This window comes from Luteimicrobium xylanilyticum, from assembly GCF_009429125.1.
Classification (GTDB): domain Bacteria; phylum Actinomycetota; class Actinomycetes; order Actinomycetales; family Cellulomonadaceae; genus Luteimicrobium; species Luteimicrobium xylanilyticum.
In genome coordinates this window covers 3,731,456-3,747,794 of record NZ_CP045529.1, presented here as the reverse complement: position 1 = coordinate 3,747,794, position 16,339 = coordinate 3,731,456, and the positions used below count along the sequence as shown (strand labels likewise).

The window sequence follows — 16,339 nt, the reverse complement described above, 5'->3', positions numbered from 1 at the left end:
GGACGTGGGCGACGGGATCACGATCACCGGCGGGTACACGGCCGCCGAGACCGACACGATGCGGCGTGCCGCCGACGCACTGCGGGACGCGGCCGGCCGGCTCGACGACGCACGCCTCCACGTGGCCCGGTCCCGCGTCGCGCTGCGGACCGGCGAGGTGCCGTGGGCCGGCGCCGTCGTCCCCTGGTCCGGCGCAGACGTCGCGACGACGCGCTGGGGCACCGGCGCTTCCGTCGCGGTCGCCGTCGCCCTCGACGACGTGGCGGCTGCCGACGGCGCGGTGCTGCGGGCGTCGGGAGCGCTCGAGGACCTCGCGCGCGCCGTGCTGCGGGCCGCGCGCCTCTACGAGGACCACGACGACCTCGCGGTGCGCCTGCTCGACGCCGCCGCCCCCGCCGGCATCCAGGTCCTCGCCGCGGAGCTCGTCCCGCTCGTCCCCCTGTGGGCCCACGGCGGCACCTCCGTCGAGAGGGTCGCGGGTGCGGTGTCGTGGTTGTTCGACGGCGCCGCCCGCGTACGGCAGGGCGACGATCTGCGGGTCGAAGAGATCACCCAGGGGACTGTGGCCGGCCGCCCCGACCTGCCGCTGCCGAACCTCGCCGCGCCCGGGAGCGTCGAGGGTGCGCTGCGCACGCTCGAGGTCCCCAACAAGGCGGGGGACGGCGTGCTGGCCGTCCAGCGGATCGGCGACGGCCCGGACGCCCGGTACGTCGTCCTGCTGCCCGGCACCCAGGACTGGAACGTCGTGGGCGACGGTGCGGGGGACTTCGCCAACCCGCGGGACCTCACGAGCGACCTCGACCTCGTCGGCGGGCGGGCCAGCGACTACACCGACGAGGTCGCAGAGGTGCTCCGGCGGGTCGTGCCCGAGGGGGCGTCCGTGGTCGTCGTCGGGCACTCGCTCGGCGGGATCGCAGCGACCCGGGTCGTCACGAACCCCGCGCTGCGCCGGCGCTACCGGTTCACCGGGCTCGTCACCGCGGGGGCGCCGTCGGGCGGGATCCGGGTGCCGGACGAGACGCTCACGCTCAACGTGGAGAACGCGCGCGAGCTCGTCTCCGCGCTCGACCCCGGCCCCAACCCGCCCGGGCCACGGCACGTCGTCGTGCACGCGTCGGGCGACGACGACGTCGTCCGGGACGCGCTCGACGGGGCGCCGTACGGCGGCGGGACCCACGGCCTCGCCGTGCACGCGGCCGTGCTCGCCGAGGCCCGGGCCCGGCACGACCCGGCGCTCGACCGCACGCTCGCCGAGCTCGACGCGTCGCTCGGAGCCGGCACGCCCGACGTCGCGACACGCACCTGGTACTTCCGCGGCGAGCGCGGGGGGATGCCCGTCGTCGCACCGGGCCGGTCGGCCACGGACGACGCCGGCGCCGGCGTCAGCGTCGGCGAGACCCCGGCACGACCGCCCCGATGATCGTCTGCAGGATCGCGATGACCAGCGCGCCCAGCACCGCCCACCAGAACCCGTCCACGCGGATGCCCCAGTCCGTCTGCTCGGTGATCCAGGCGACGAGCATCAGCAGGAGCGCGTTCACGACCAGCGAGAACAGGCCCAGCGTGAGGATGTACAACGGGAAGGCGATGACGTGCACGATCGGCTTGACGATCAGGTTGACCAGCGTGAGCAGCAGGCCGACCGCGACCAGGATCACGACCGTCTTGCCGGCCTCCGCGTCCTTGGGCACGATCCAGAGGTGGTCGCCGAGGAGCAAGGTCGCCAACCACACGGCGAACGCGGTCACGGCAACTCGGACGATGAACCACATGCGCGACATCCTGCCATCCGCGACGGTGTCGTGCGCGGGTTCGGGAGCTCGGTGCGCGAGTGGCATCCTGGGCCGGTGAGCACCGACACCCCCGCGCCCGGCACCTCCGGCGTCCCGCTGCGCACCGCCGTCGCAGCCCTCCCGCCCTACGTCCCCGGGGCACGCACCGAGCCCGGGTCACGGACGTTCAAGCTGTCGTCCAACGAGAACCCGTACCCCCCGCTGCCGTCGGTGCTCGACGCGATCCGCGAGGCCGCGGGCGACACGCACCGCTACCCCGACATGTACGCGACCGAGCTCACCGAGACCGTCGCCGCGTCGCTCACCGACCACGCGACCAGCCACGGGATCCCGCTCACCGTGACCCCCGACCAGGTCGTCGTGGGCACGGGCTCCGTCGCGGTGCTGGCCCACGTCCTCCAGACCGTCTGCGAGCCCGCCGACGAGGTGGTCGTGCCGTGGCGCTCGTTCGAGGCGTACCCGATCGCGGTCGCGGTGTCGGGGGCGACGTTCGTCCCTGTCCCGCTCGCGTCGAGCGGCTCCGCCGGCCGCCTCGACCTCCCGGCGCTCGCGGCCGCGGTGAGCGACCGGACGCGTGTCGTGGCGGTGTGCACGCCCAACAACCCGACCGGGCCGGCGGTGCACCGCGACGAGCTCGACGCGTTCCTCGCGGCCGTCCCCTCCGACGTGCTCGTGCTCCTCGACGAGGCGTACGTGGAGTTCGTCCGCGACCCCGAGGTCCCGGACGGTCTCGCCGTCTACGCGGCGCACCCGAACGTCGTCGTGCTCCGGACCTTCTCCAAGGCGTACGGGCTCGCCGGGCTGCGCGTCGGGTACGCGGTCGCGCGACCCGACCTCGCCGCCGGTGTGCGGTCGGTGTCGACGCCGTTCGGGGTGTCGGACCTGGCGCAGCGGGCCGCGATCGCGAGCCTGCACGCGCAGGACGAGCTGCTCGAGCGGGTCGAGGCGCTCGTCGTCGAGCGGGCGCGCATGCTGGGCGAGCTGCGTGACCAGGGCTGGGAGCTGCCCGACGCGCAGGGCAACTTCGTCTGGTTCGGGCTGGGCGAGGAGACGTTGCGGCGCGGCGCGGAGGCCCGCGAGGCGGGCGTGCTCGTCCGGCCGTTTGCGGGCGAGGGCATCCGGGTGACGGTCGGCGAACGGGACGCGAACGACGCGTTCCTGCGGGTCGCCGCGTCCTGGCGTCGCTGACCTCGGGCGCGCGCCCCCACCACGCGCGTCGGTGCGGTGGTCGGCCGGGCTCCCGCCCGCTCGCCGCCGCGGCCGGGAGGCGAGAGGATCGCAGCGAGGCGTCTGAGCGCCGTCGTCGACGGCCGCGCGTCGGTGGGCGGAGGCCAGCGATGGAGAACGACACGACCGTGTCCGACTGGGCGGTGAGCGGCGCGGGGATCGCCGTCATCCTCGTGGCGGTCGCGTTCTGGGTCCTGTTCCTCGTCGCCGGGATCCGGGTGATCCAGAAGGCGGGCTACTCCGGCTGGTGGATCCTGGTCACGTTCGTGCCGCTGCTGAACACGATCATGTTCCTCGTGTTCGCCTTCTCGCGCTGGCCCGTCGAACGTGAGCTGGCGGCGTGGCGCACCCAGGCGCAGACGCCTCCGCCGCCCGGCATGTACGGACAGCCTGGCGGCCCGTACCCCGGCTGACGCGGCACCCGGTGCACCTCCCGCCCCCTGTTGCTCGGCCGCCCCACCACGGAGATAGTGGAGCAGCAGCGGGGTTCGAGGGGAGTGCGTGTGACGGGACGACGACGTCTGGTCCGGACGTGGGCCACGGGTGCCGTCGTCGCCCTGGTCATGAGCTCGGCGGTCGCGGTGTCGGGTGCCGGGCCGGCGTCCGCGGACCCACCGACGGGCGGCAGCACGATCGTCGACGAGACCTTCACCAACCCGACCGTGCCCGACGACGCGTGGCAGCCGCTCGGCGACGCGTGCCTCACCGGGATGGCTTCCGACGCGCCCACACCCACCACCGGCTCGCCGCTGCCGAGCTGCAGCGCGCACCAGGTCGGTGGAAGCGACTACTGGGGCACCGGCGACCAGCAGGCACCACCCATGGGGGCGGACGCCGGCGACGGCTTCCTCCAGCTCACCGACTCCGGCGGCTTCCGGACCGGAGGGATTCTCTACAACCGGCCGATCCCCGCGACCGCCGGCATCTCGGTGACGTTCCAGCAGTGGCAGTACGCCCGGTCCGGCCCGGAGGGCGGCGACGGCATCGGGTTCTTCCTCGTGGACGGCTCGACCGACCTCACCGACACCGGCTCCGACGGCGGGAGCATGGGCTACGCCCAGCGCAACCTCGATCCCGGCATCGAGGGCGGCGTCGTCGGCGTCGGGCTGGACGTCTACGGGAACTTCTTCAACGACAGCGAGAGCCGCGGGCTCGGCTGTCCCGACAACCAGGTGTCGCCCGTCGGCACGAGCGGGACGCGCGGCATCAACACGATCACGGTGCGCGGGCCCGGCAGCGGCACGACCGGCTACTGCTTCCAGGGTTCCACCGCCTCGGACTCCGGTGCGTCGACGCTCGCGGGCAACCTCGAGGGCAGCGGCTACACCGAGGACCAGGCCCGGACGGTGAACGTCCAGGTGACGCCGTCCGACTCGCCGGGCGGCTCGCGGGTGATCGTGCAGGTCCGGTACGCCGACGGCGGCCCGTGGACCACGGAGCTGGACGTCCCTGCGCCGTCGAACCTCCCGGGCACCTACAAGTTCGGCTTCTCGGCGTCGACGGGTGGCTCGACGAACGTCCACCTGGTCCGCAACGTCGTCGTCCAGACGATCGACCCCCTCGAGGACCTCCAGCTCGTCAAGCAGGTCGACCGCACGAACGGCGCGCTCCCTCCCGACGTCGGCGCCGGTGACACGATCCCCTACCAGTACACGATCACGAACACGGGCTCGACGACGCTGCACGGCGTCACGGTGGACGACGACAACGTCGACGGCACGGTCACCTGCCCCGACGTGGACGTCCCGCCCGCACCCGATCCGGCGGCCACGATCACCTGCACGGGCACGCACGTCGTCACCGCGGCCGAGGCGTCGGCCGGGCACGTCGACAACACGGCGACGGCGACGGCGCTCGACCCGGGGAACGGGACCGTCACCTCGAACGAGTCGAGCGTGACCGTCCCGCTGCACTCCGCCGTCCGCGTCGAGAAGTCGGTGACGAGCGACCCGCCCTATCTCGTCGGGCAGTCCGTGCAGTACGCGTACGTCGTCACCAACACCGGCGACTCGGACCTCGTGAACGTCGCCCTCGCCGACGACCGCATCGCGAACACCGACCTGTCGTGCCCCCAGAACACGCTCGCGCCGGACGCGAGCATGACCTGCACGGGGACGTACACGGTCCAGGCGGGCGACGTCGCGCCGTCGGGCAGCGTGACGAACACCGCCACGGTCACGGCGCAGACGCCGATCGGCCAGCAGGTCACGGACACCGACACCGCGTCGATCGGCGTCAACACGGACGTCGGCGTCACCAAGTCCGTGAACGACAGCACGCCGGACGTCGGCGCGAACGTCACGTTCACCGTCCGGGCCACGAACCACGGCCCGGGGGTCGCGACGGGCGTCGTCGTCACCGACCAGCTTCCCGACCGGTTGACCTATGTGAGCTCGAACCCGTCGCAGGGCACGTACGACCCGGCCACGGGCGAGTGGACGGTGGGCACGCTCGGCACCGCGGGCGCGAGCAGCACCGCCACGCTGACCCTCACGGCCCGCGTGACCAGCAACGGCAGCATCACCAACACCGCGGCGCGCACCGCGATGGACCAGGTCGACACGGACACCACGAACGACCGCGCCTCCGTCACCATCACGGCGCGAGCGATCGCGGACATCGCGGTCACCAAGCGGGTCGACGGGGACGCGACGATCGCGCGCGGCACGGAGGGCACGTTCGTCGTGACCGCACGGAACGACGGGCCGAGCGACGCGACCGGGGTGACGATCCACGACGCGCTGCCGGCCGGCCTGGCGTTCGTGTCCGCGTCGGGCGACGGCTCGTACGACGCCGCGACGGGGACGTGGACCGTCGGAGCCCTCGCGAACGGCGACGACGCGAGCCTCCGGATGACCGTCCGAGGCGACACGAACGGTCGGTACACGAACGTGGCCGCACGCGCGGACTCGAGCCCCGACGACCCCAACTCCGCCAACGACGCCGACACCGCGACGCTCGTGGTGGTCGATCCCACGGCCGACCTCTCGGTCACCAAGACCGTGGACCCGACCGCCGTCCAGGTGGGCGACACGGTCACCTACCGCGTGACCGTCCACAATGCCGGGCCGGACCCGGCCGACGGGGTGGTCATGACCGACGACCCGCCGACGGGGATGACCGTGGTCTCGATCGGGACGCCGTCCCAGGGGGAGGTCTCGGACGACGCCGGGACCTGGACGGTGGGGCACCTCGACAGCGGCGCGTCGGCCACGGTCGAGGTCACGGCGCAGGTCGACACAGCAGGGACCAAGACCAACACCGTCACGGTCAGCGCACCGGACGTGAGCGACCCGAACCCCGACAACAACACCGACTCGGCGACGCTCGTCTCGTCGGAGCCGCCGCTCGACATCGCGGTCGGGAAGTCCGTCACGACCCCCGAAGGCGTCTCCCACTCCGCCGTCCCGCTGGGGACGACGATGACCTACACGCTGACCGCGACCAACCAGCCCGCCTCGGACGGGACGGAGACGGACGCGACGGGCCTCCTGCTGCGGGACCGTCTCCCCGCCGGCGTGACGTACGTGTCGAGCGACGACTGCGACGGCACGTACACCCCGGGGACGGGTGTGTGGGACGTCGGAGAGCTCGCGTCCGGCGACACCGCGACGTGCCAGGTGGTCGTGACGGCCGACACCGCCGGCCTCCAGGTCAACTCCGTCGCGCTGGACTCGGTCGACCAGCGCGACACGAACCCGACGAACAACCAGGCGATCGCCGCCGTCGTCGTGGTCCGGCTGGCTGATCTCGGCATCACCAAGACCGTGGATCCGACGACGGCGCAGCCCGGCGACACCGTGACGTACACGATCACCGTGACGAACCACGGCCCGAACACCGCGCACGACGTCACCGCGGTCGACCCCATGCCGATCGCCGCGGACATCGAAGACGTGAACGCCAGCCAGGGCACTTTCGACCGGGCTTCCCGGGTCTGGAGCATCGGGACGCTCGACGACGGTGAGCACGCGACCCTGACGGTGACGGTCCTCCTCGACCAGCGCACCGGGACCTTCGTCAACACGGTGGCGATCGGGCAGAGCGACGCCTACGACCCCGAGCCGGACAACGACACGGCGCAGGCGAGGCTCTTCGTTCCGGCCGCCGACATCGAGGTCACGAAGACGGTCGACGACGCGACCCCTGCGGTGGGTGACGAGGTCACCTTCACGGTCGGGGTGACCAACTGGGGCCCCGATCCGGCGCGGGACGTGACCGTCGACGACGTGCTGCCCGCGGGGCTCGACTACGTGTCGTCGAGCGCGTCGGCGGGAAGCTACGACCCGTCCACCGGCGTGTGGGACGTCGGGACGCTCGCCCCGGTGACGCTCCCGCGGGCTCCGCGGGCCGGGCCCGCGGAGCGACTGGTGATCACCGCGCGGGTCACGGAGACGGGCACGACGACGAACGAGGCGTCCTCGGACCGTGACGGCGCGTACCCGTACGACCCGGACCTCGACAACAACGCGGCCTCGGCGACGGTCACCGCGACGCCGGCGCCCGCCAACGTGGCGATCGACAAGAGCGTGCGGCCCGGCACGGTCACGGCGGGCTCGACCGTGACCTACACGATCCGCATCACCCAGGACGGCCCGGGCGCGGCCGAGGACGTGCATGTGTCCGACACCTTCCCCGAGGGTGTGGTGCCGCGCGCCGTCACGGGCACGGACGGGTGCGACGTGGACGGGCAGGACGTGAGCTGCGACCTCGGGACGCTGGCTGCGGGAGCCTCGACGACGCTCACGGTCACGGCGGACGCGACCGCCGTGGGCACGCACGTCAACACGGCGACGGTCTCGACGACGTCGGAGCAGACCTCGACGGCGGACGACACGGCGTCGGCGACGCTACGCGTGACGCCGCGCCCGACGCCTACGCCCACGCCCACCCCGACGCAGTCGACTCCCGTACCCACGACGCCCGGCCCGTCGCCGACGGCCGGTCCGTCCTCGCCCGGCGCGCACGAGACCCCGCCCCGTCGTCGGGCGGTGGGCTGGCGGCCACGGGTGCGGACGTGCTGACCGTCGCGGTGGTGGTCGTGGTGCTGCTGCTCGTCGGGCTCGGCCTGATGGTGCTGTCGCGTCGTCGGCGCCGGGGTGAGGACTGATCGTCGGCCGGAAGCGCCGGTGGCCTGCGCCCGGGGGAGCGCCCCCGCCGCGCCGTCGGGACCACAGGCTGGCCTCGGCCCCGTGTTTGGAGGGACCCTACAAACGCGCGCGGGGAACTCGCACGACCGGACATCTCCCGTCCCTACGGCGCCGTACCTTACGCTTGCGTAGGCTACGGAACCGTAGGTAGCGACGAGGCCCGCCCTGGGCACCGTCGCTGCACACCCGCCGCACCGCCCGCCATCCCCGGGCGATCCGGACGACGTGAGGAGTACCAGTGACCGAGCAGCAGGACGAGCTCGTCCAGCTCGTCGGGCCCGACGGCGAACCCGTCGCGACCGAGGCGAACGCCCCCTACCGGGAGCGTGCCGCGCGCTACCTCCTCGACGGTCCCGGTGTCACCGACGCCGAGCCGGCCGCACAGCGAGTCCGCGGTCTGTACCGCGACATGGCGCTCGTGCGGCGGTTCGACGTCGAGGCCACGAGCCTCCAGCGGCAGGGCGAGCTCGCGCTGTTCCCGCCGCTCCTCGGCCAGGAGGCCGCACAGGTCGGGTCCGGCCGCGCGCTGCGCGAGCAGGACTACGTGTTCCCCTCCTACCGGGAGCACGGCGTGGCATGGACGCGCGGCATGGACCTCGCCGACCTGATGCCGATCTTCCGCGGCGTCGAGCACGGCGGCTGGGACCCCGCGGCCCACAACTTCCACGTCTACACGCTCGTGATCGGGTCGCACGCGCTGCACGCGACCGGCTATGCGATGGGCGTCCAGCGCGACGGTCTCGTCGGGACCGGCGACGCCGCGCGGGACGCGGCCGTGGTCGCCTACTTCGGCGACGGCGCGACCTCCCAGGGCGACGTGAGCGAGGCCCTCGGCTTCGCGTCCGTCAACAACGCCCCGGTCGTCTTCTTCTGCCAGAACAACCAGTGGGCCATCTCCGTCCCGACGACGAAGCAGAGCCGCGTCCCGCTGGCCCGCCGCGCGGGGGGCTTCGGGATGCCGGGGGTCCGCGTCGACGGCAACGACGTGATCGCGAGCTGGGCCGTCATGGACGAGGCGCTCGAGCGCGCCCGCTCCGGCGGCGGCCCGACGTTCGTCGAGGCGGTCACCTACCGCATGGGTGCGCACACGACCTCCGACGACCCGACCCGCTACCGCACCTCCGACGAGGAGGAGTCGTGGCGCCGCCGGGACCCGATCGCCCGGGTCCGCGCCTACCTCGAGGCGCACGACGCCTGGGACGACGCCCGCGAGGCCGACCTTCAGGCCGAGGCCGACGAGCTCGGCGAGCACGTGCGCACCCAGGTCCGTGCGATGGAGGCCCCGCCGAAGTCACGGCTGTTCGAGCACGTCTACGCCACGCCGCAGGCCCAGGTCGCCGCCGAGCGCGCCGCGTTCGAGGCGTACGAGGCGGGGGAGCCCGCGTCGTCGCCGTTCGAGGGACTGCTCGAGACCACCGGAGGGACCCGATGACCGCCACCGCCGTACGCCCCGCCGGTCCCGCGCCGACGGACCTGCCCCGTGGCGTCGTCCCGATGCCGTTCGCGAAGGCGATCACCGCCGGCCTCCGCGCCGCCCTCGCCGGCGACGACAAGGTCCTGCTCATGGGCGAGGACATCGGCGCGCTCGGCGGCGTGTTCCGGGTGACCGAGGGCCTGCAGGCCGAGTTCGGCGAGGACCGTGTCGTCGACACGCCGCTCGCGGAGTCGGGGATCGTCGGGACGGCGATCGGCCTGGCGATGCGGGGCTACCGGCCCGTCCTCGAGATCCAGTTCGACGGCTTCATCTTCCCGGCCTACGACCAGATCACCACCCAGCTCGCGAAGATCCACTTCCGGACGGCGGGCCGCATCGAGCTGCCCGTCGTGATCCGCGTGCCGTTCGGCGGGGGGATCGGCGCGGTCGAGCACCACAGCGAGAGCCCCGAAGCGCTGTTCGCGCACACCGCCGGGCTGCGCGTCGTCAGCCCCGCCTCGCCCCAGGACGCGTTCACGATGATCCAGGAGGCGATCGCCAGCCCCGACCCCGTGCTCTTCCTCGAGCCGAAGGGCCGGTACTGGGAGAAGGGCGACGTCGACCTCGACGCGCCCGTGGGCGTCGGCGCCGCGGCGCGCACGCTCGACCACGCCGCCGTCGTCCGGCCCGGCACGGACGTGACCGTCGTCGCCTACGGCCCGACCGTGCACACCGCGCTCGCGGCCGCGAAGACCGCCGCCGACGAGGACGGCACGAGCATCGAGGTCGTCGACCTGCGCTCCGTGTCCCCGATCGACGTGCCCACGGTCGTGGCGAGCGTCAAGAAGACCGGGCGCTGCGTCGTCGTGCACGAGGCCCCCACGTTCCACGGGGTGGGCGCGGAGATCGCCGCGCGCGTCACCGAGGAGTGCTTCTACGCGCTCGAGGCGCCCGTCCTCCGCGTCGGCGGCTACCACGCCCCGTACCCGGTCGCGAAGCTCGAGCACGACTACCTGCCGTCGGTGGACCGCGTCCTCGACGCCGTCGACCGCGTGCTCGCGCACTGAGTCCGACGACACCGCCCCCGCCCCCTCACGACGCAAACGGAGACGCGCCCCGTGCCCACCATCCAGGAGTTCCGCCTGCCCGACGCCGGTGAAGGACTCACCGAGGCCGAGATCGTCCAGTGGCACGTCGCGCCCGGGGACGCGGTGCGCGTCAACCAGGCGATCGTCGAGATCGAGACCGCGAAGTCGCTCGTCGAGCTCCCGTCGCCGTGGGACGGCACGGTCGTCGAGATCCTCGTCGGCGAAGGTGCGACGGTCGACGTCGGCACCCCGATCGTGCGGATCGAGACGGCGGGCGAGCCCGAGCCGGGCGGCTCCGTCGACCCGGCCGCTGCCGCGCTCGAGACCGCAGCCGAGGTCGACCCCGAGGCGGTTCCCGCGTCCGACGACGCAGCGGGCGGCGGGGCCGTGCTCGTGGGCTACGGGACGGGCGGCGGTGCAGGCGGTGGCGGGCGCCGTCGCCGGCGGACCGCGGCGGCCGGCGGGAGCCCGGCCGCACCAGCACCTGCACCCGCGCCGGCCGCACCCCCGCCGCGCAGCCCGCGCCTGCGCTGAGCGTGCGCGTGCTCGCCAAGCCCCCGGTCCGCAAGCTCGCGAAGGACCTCGGAGTCGACCTGCTCAGCGTCCCCGGCACGGGGCCGGGCGGGATCGTGACCCGCGAGGACGTCCAGGCGTTCGCGTCCGAGGCGGCGCACCCGGAGACGCTCGCGAACTACCCCGGCGACGACGCGCCGTGGCTCTCGCAGGGCACCGTCAGCCCTGACGCGCGCCGCACCCGGGTGCCCGTGAAGTCGGTCCGCCGCCGCACCGCGGAGGCCGTGGTCGCGAGCGCGTTCACCGCGCCGCACGTGACGGAGTTCGTGACCGTCGACGTCACCAAGACGATGAAGCTCGTGGCCGCGCTGCGCGAGGACCGTGAGTTCGCCGACGTCCGCGTGACCCCCCTGCTCGTCACGGCGAAGGCGCTGCTCCTGGCGCTGCGGCGGCACCCCGAGATCAACGCGAGCTGGGACGACGAGGCCCAGGAGATCGTCTACAAGCACTACGTGAACCTCGGCATCGCGGCCGCGACGCCGCGCGGGCTCGTGGTGCCGAACATCAAGGACGCCCACCGCCTCGGGCTGCACGACCTCGCCGTCGCGATCGCCGACCTCACGACCACGGCGCGCTCCGGGCGGACCACGCCCGGCGACATGGCCGACGGCACCATCACCATCACCAACGTGGGCGTGTTCGGCATCGACACCGGGACGCCGATCCTCAATCCCGGCGAGGCCGGGATACTGGCTTTCGGGGCCATCCGGCAGCGGCCCTGGGTGCACAAGGGCAAGATCAAGAAGCGCTGGATCACGCAGCTCGCGCTGAGCTTCGACCACCGGCTCGTCGACGGCGAGCTCGGCTCGCGCGTCCTCGCTGACGTCGCCGCGGTGCTCGAGGAGCCGTCGCGCGGTCTCGTCTGGGGCTGAGCCGCCTCAGAGGGGGGCGCGCTCGCACAGGTGCGTGTAGAGGTCCCAGCCGCGGGGCCGGCTGCCCGGGTCGAACCACTCGGCGCCGTGCTCGATCCACCGCCGCCGGTGCGCCAGGGCACGGTCCGGGGTGACGTCGTCGACGCCGGCCTCGCACGCGCAGCAGTCGCAGATGGCGCCGTTGGCCCGCCCCGCCGTCCACCCCGGGCGGTCGAGGGTCCAGCCGCACGCGCGGCACGTCCACTCGTCGCGCGGCACCTCGGGAGCGGCGTGACCGGCGCCGTCCGGTGTGCGGCCCGGACGGCCAGGCACGTAGGCCGGGATCGGGGCGGTCGGGGTCGGGGAGGCGAACGCCGCGACCTGGCCCCGCGCGGGCGCACGTGCCGGCCACGCGCCGAGCGGCAGGGCCGGGCTGAGAGGGGATGCGGCGAGCGCGAGGCCGAACGAGAACCGGTCGCGCTGAGGCTGCCTGGACGTGCGACGACGGTGGGCGACGAGCGCCACCGAGACGAGCAGCGGTGGCACGAGACCTGCGAGCGCAGCCATGCGCGGACCTCCCGGGGGACGGTTCTCCACGATCTGTGACGGGTGCCGTCGTCGGTGTCCCCCTGCCGGCGACGTCGCGACCGGTGTTCGGGGCAAGCTGTGGCCCTATCGGTGTGCGACTGTCGCACAGCATAAGCAAGCGCAGGGTACGAAAGGCAAGCCCCCCGGGCGGCCCAACCCGGGTGAGGTCCGCCACGGGCGCCGGGAGGGGGCCTGCTCTCCCAGTCGTGCCGCCTACCCTGATCGGGTGACGTCCGCCTCCACGCCTGCTCGCCCCCGGCCGAGCCCCGGCCCGACGCGCACCCTCGCGGGGCGGCCGTGGTGGGTCGTGCTCGCCGCACCGGGTGCCGTCGTCGTGGGAATCGTGGCCGCGCTGCTCGCGGGCGCCTTCACGGAGGCCTTCGCCGCGCCCGGCACCGGTCTGCTCGACCCGGGCGTCGCCGTGCGTCTCGGGCTGCCCGTCGCGACGCTCGTCACCGAGCTGTCCATGGCCGTGACCGTCGGGTCGCTCGCGCTCGCGCTGTTCGTCCTGCCGTGGCGAGAGCCGTCCGACGGCGTCGGCTTCCGCCGCGCGCTCGTCACCGCGGCCGTGGGCGCGGGCGTCTGGGCGGTGGCCGGCCTCGTCCAGCTCGTCCTCGAGGACGCCAACATCGCCGGGATGTCGTTGACCGACCCGGCGTTCGGGCAGCAGCTCGGCGTGTTCATGACCCAGGTCGCGTACGGGCGGACCCTGCTCGAGATCGTCGTGCTGGCGGCCGTCACCTCGACGCTGCTCCTCCTCGTGCGCACCCCGACGGGCACGGCGTGGACGGCGCTCCTGCCCGTCGCGGCACTCTCTCTGCAGGCGGGGACGGGGCACGCGGCGGGGACGTCGAGCCACGAGCTCGCGATCTCGTCCCTGTTCCTGCACCTGCTCGGTGCGAGCGTGTGGATCGGCGGCCTCGCGACCCTCGGTGTCGTCTTCTGGGCGGGGCGCGGGTCCGACGGCGGCGCCACCGTCCGCCGCGCAGGCACCGCCCGGGCGGGCGGTGCGCGGCCCGACCTGGCCGCCGTCGTCGGGCGGTACTCGCAGATGGCGCTCTGGTGCCTCGGGTTCGTCGCCGTGTCCGGGCTCGTCAACGGCTGGATCCGCGCCGGATCCATTGACGGGCTCGCGACCCGCTACGGCGTGCTGCTGCTCGCGAAGCTCGTCCTGCTCGTCGTGCTGGGTCTCATCGGGTACGCGCACCGCACGCTCGTGATCGGACGGCTCGGGCGCGACGACGCCCGGCCGCGCGGCCTGTTCTGGCGCCTCGCGGCTGTCGAGCTCGCGGTGATGGGCGCCGTGATGGGGGTCGCGGTCGCGCTCGCGTCGTCGGCGCCGCCCGTGAGCGAGGTCGTCGGCAAGGACCTCACGCCGTCCGAGCGGGTCACCGGGCACGTCCTGCCCCCGGCGCTCACCCCGACCCGCTGGTTCACCGAGTGGAACTGGGACCTCATCCTCACGGTCGCGTGCGCCGCCGGCGTCGTCGTGTACGTCGGGTGGGCGCTGCGGCTCCGCCGCCGCGGGGACGCGTGGTCGTGGGGCCGGACGGCGTCCTGGTGCGTCGGCATGGTCGCGCTGTGGTGGACGACGTCGGGCGGTCCCGCGCTCTACGGGCACGTCCTGTTCAGCGCCCACATGGCGCAGCACATGGTGCTCGCGATGGTCGTGCCGATCTTCCTCGTCCTCGGCGCGCCCGTGACGCTCGCGCTGCGCGGGCTGCCGGCGCGCAAGGACGGGTCGCGGGGGCCGCGCGAGTGGCTGCTGATCCTCGTGCACTCGCGGTGGGGCCAGTTCGTGGCCAACCCCGTCGTCTCGGCCGTGCTGTTCGCGAGCTCGCTCATCGTCTTCTACTACACGCCCCTGTTCTCGTGGTCCCTGCACTCGTACGTCGGGCACCTGTGGATGGTCGTGCACTTCACCGGTGCCGGGTACCTGTTCGCGAACGCGCTGATCGGGATCGACCCCGGGCCGCGGCGGCTCGGCTACCCGCAGCGCCTCATCCTGCTGTTCGCGACGATGGCGTTCCACGCGTTCTTCGGGGTCGCCCTGATCAGCTCCGAGACGCTGCTGGTGCCGGACTGGTTCGGGCTCCTCGGGCGCACGTGGGGTTCGTCGGCGATCGAGGACCAGCAGACCGGGGGCTCCGTGGCCTGGGGGGTCGGGGAGATCCCGACGCTGCTCCTCGCCGTGCTCGTCGCGACGTCGTGGGCGCGGTCCGACGAGCGCGAGGCGCGCCGCAAGGACCGCAAGGCCGAGCGCGACGGCGATGCGGAGCTGCGGGACTACAACGCGATGCTCGAGAAGCTCGCGGAGCGCGACACCCCGCCTCGCTGAGCCGTCACCCGGCCAGCTCGCGTGGTCGCCGAGCATGCGGTTGGCCACCACCCCCAGCCGCCGACCATGCGAGCAGCACCCTTCTCGGGGTCGAACATGCGGCCCATCGCATGGTCGGCACTGTGTGACGGTCTCTGATCGCATGCTCGACCGTGGTACGTGAGTCGTCGCCGGACACGGGTTGGGCCTCGAGAGTCGACGCCAGACCTGTGTGTACCTCCCGTCGTCCACAGCCGACGACCACCTCCCCGCCTCCGTGGGCGATCCTGCGCTTCGCTGTCTCTCGTGACCGTGCTGATTCCCACCGTGACCGTCCGGGTCGAGGACGAGCCGCCGCTGACTCTCGCCGTCCCACCGGAGCTGGAGGCCGCTGCGACGACGCAGTTCGGGCTCGTCTCCACCGAGCAGGCGCGCGAGGCCGGCGTCCAGGACAGGCTCGCCGCGGCATTGGTGGCGCGACGGGTCTGGCGTCGTCTGACCCGGGGCGTGCTCGATACGCGTTGCGGTCCGCTGTCCGCGGTGCGCTGGGATGCCCGACGACGTCGGGCGGCTTGGGCTGCGCTGCTCGCGTTCGGACCGGACGCCGTCGCCGTCGGCGCATGTGCACTGGCGTTGCACAGGATCGTCGGCCTCCCGCCGACGATCGCACCGCAGGCAGCCCTCCCTGGAGGAAGCAATCGGCTGACGCGCGACGGGGTGACGGTGAGGCAGTTCGACGCCGGCCTGGAGACGGTCGAGCTCGAGGGACGCCGCGTCGCCACCGTCGAGTGGGCGCTCGCCCAAGCCGTGCCGGAGCTCCCGCACCCCAACGGGCTCGCCGTCCTCGACTCGGCACTGCGCCTCCGGCTCTCGACGGAGCGAGGCCTCGCTCACGCGCACGAGCTGGCGAGAGGGAGGCGGGGTGTCGCAGCGACCCATCGGCTGTGGGAGCTGGCGGACGGCCGCTCCGAGTCCGCGCCGGAGTCGTTCGGGCGTCTCGACTGCATCGACGGCGGTGTGCCGCCTGACGCACTGCAGCTCCCGCTCGACGACTCCCCCTACCCGGAACGGGCGGACCTCGGCTGGCACCTGGGCGGGGATCGTTGGCTCGTCGCCGAGGTCGACGGCAAGGAGGTGCATGACGTGCCGGACGCCGCGTACGCGGACCGCTCGAGGCAGAACGGGCTCGTCTCGACCGGGCGGTTCACGGTGCTGCGGTTCACCGGGCGAGACGTCTACGGCGAGATGTCGCGAACCGTTCGACGCACGTTGACGAGGCTTCGCGGGCCGGGCTCGCGCGCGTAGGAACCCCCGGTGTGTCCGCACGTCGCCGCTCGT

At 73.6% G+C, this 16,339-nt stretch carries 10 protein-coding genes and 1 pseudogene; 9 read left to right on the top strand and 2 right to left on the bottom strand.

Translation table 11 applies throughout. The features are described 5' to 3' along the window. Positions 1-4: 4 nt before the first annotated feature. Positions 5-1,420 carry an alpha/beta hydrolase gene (locus KDY119_RS16575; RefSeq protein ID WP_194174462.1) on the top strand — a complete coding sequence of 472 codons (1,416 nt, stop codon included), beginning with the start codon at positions 5-7 and terminating at the stop codon, positions 1,418-1,420. Here KDY119_RS16575 and KDY119_RS16570 read toward each other — a convergent pair. Further along, positions 1,383-1,772 carry a phage holin family protein gene (locus tag KDY119_RS16570; protein WP_036947582.1) on the bottom strand — a complete coding sequence of 130 codons (390 nt, stop codon included), beginning with the start codon at positions 1,770-1,772 and terminating at the stop codon, positions 1,383-1,385. The two genes, KDY119_RS16575 and KDY119_RS16570, sit on opposite strands and share 38 nt — an antisense overlap. A 75-nt stretch (positions 1,773-1,847) precedes the next feature. On the opposite strand from KDY119_RS16570, the gene hisC reads away from it, so the two are divergent. The 6 genes and pseudogenes from hisC (at position 1,848) to KDY119_RS16540 (ending at position 12,117) form a co-directional block, all read left to right on the top strand. Beyond that, the gene (gene hisC / locus KDY119_RS16565) at positions 1,848-2,981 is read left to right on the top strand and encodes a histidinol-phosphate transaminase (RefSeq protein ID WP_036948953.1); all 1,134 of its coding nucleotides are present in this window, start codon (positions 1,848-1,850) and stop codon (positions 2,979-2,981) included. 149 nt (positions 2,982-3,130) lie between these two features. Continuing rightward, positions 3,131-3,433 (top strand): DUF805 domain-containing protein, encoded by a 303-nt coding sequence (locus KDY119_RS16560; RefSeq protein ID WP_051136145.1) that lies wholly within the window; start codon positions 3,131-3,133, stop codon positions 3,431-3,433. 90 nt (positions 3,434-3,523) lie between these two features. Further along, entirely contained in the window at positions 3,524-8,044 is a 4,521-nt protein-coding gene (locus KDY119_RS16555) for a DUF7507 domain-containing protein (RefSeq protein WP_153022556.1), read from the top strand. 364 nt (positions 8,045-8,408) lie between these two features. Then, on the top strand, positions 8,409-9,602 hold the full coding sequence (gene pdhA / locus KDY119_RS16550; protein ID WP_051136338.1) for a pyruvate dehydrogenase (acetyl-transferring) E1 component subunit alpha: 1,194 nt from the start codon (positions 8,409-8,411) through the stop codon (positions 9,600-9,602). Continuing rightward, a complete protein-coding gene (locus KDY119_RS16545; protein WP_153022555.1) occupies positions 9,599-10,651 on the top strand; it encodes an alpha-ketoacid dehydrogenase subunit beta in 1,053 nt (350 codons plus the stop codon). Before pdhA ends, KDY119_RS16545 begins: the two co-directional genes overlap by 4 nt. A gap of 51 nt (positions 10,652-10,702) precedes the next feature. Beyond that, positions 10,703-12,117 (top strand): annotated as a pseudogene (locus KDY119_RS16540) (dihydrolipoamide acetyltransferase family protein). A 6-nt stretch (positions 12,118-12,123) separates the two neighbouring features. Here the strand turns inward: KDY119_RS16540 and KDY119_RS16535 are convergent. Further along, positions 12,124-12,663: a hypothetical protein gene (locus KDY119_RS16535; protein WP_153022554.1), complete on the bottom strand. Its 540-nt coding sequence runs from the start codon at positions 12,661-12,663 to the stop codon at positions 12,124-12,126. Positions 12,664-12,910: 247 nt separating this feature from the next. Between KDY119_RS16535 and KDY119_RS16530 the strand changes: the two genes are divergently transcribed. Beyond that, on the top strand, positions 12,911-15,022 hold the full coding sequence (locus tag KDY119_RS16530) for a cytochrome c oxidase assembly protein (RefSeq protein WP_036947578.1): 2,112 nt from the start codon (positions 12,911-12,913) through the stop codon (positions 15,020-15,022). Between the two features lie 285 nt (positions 15,023-15,307). Continuing rightward, positions 15,308-16,306, top strand: a complete 999-nt coding sequence (locus tag KDY119_RS16525) for a PDDEXK family nuclease (protein ID WP_148284046.1) — start codon at positions 15,308-15,310, stop codon at positions 16,304-16,306. Positions 16,307-16,339: the final 33 nt, after the last annotated feature.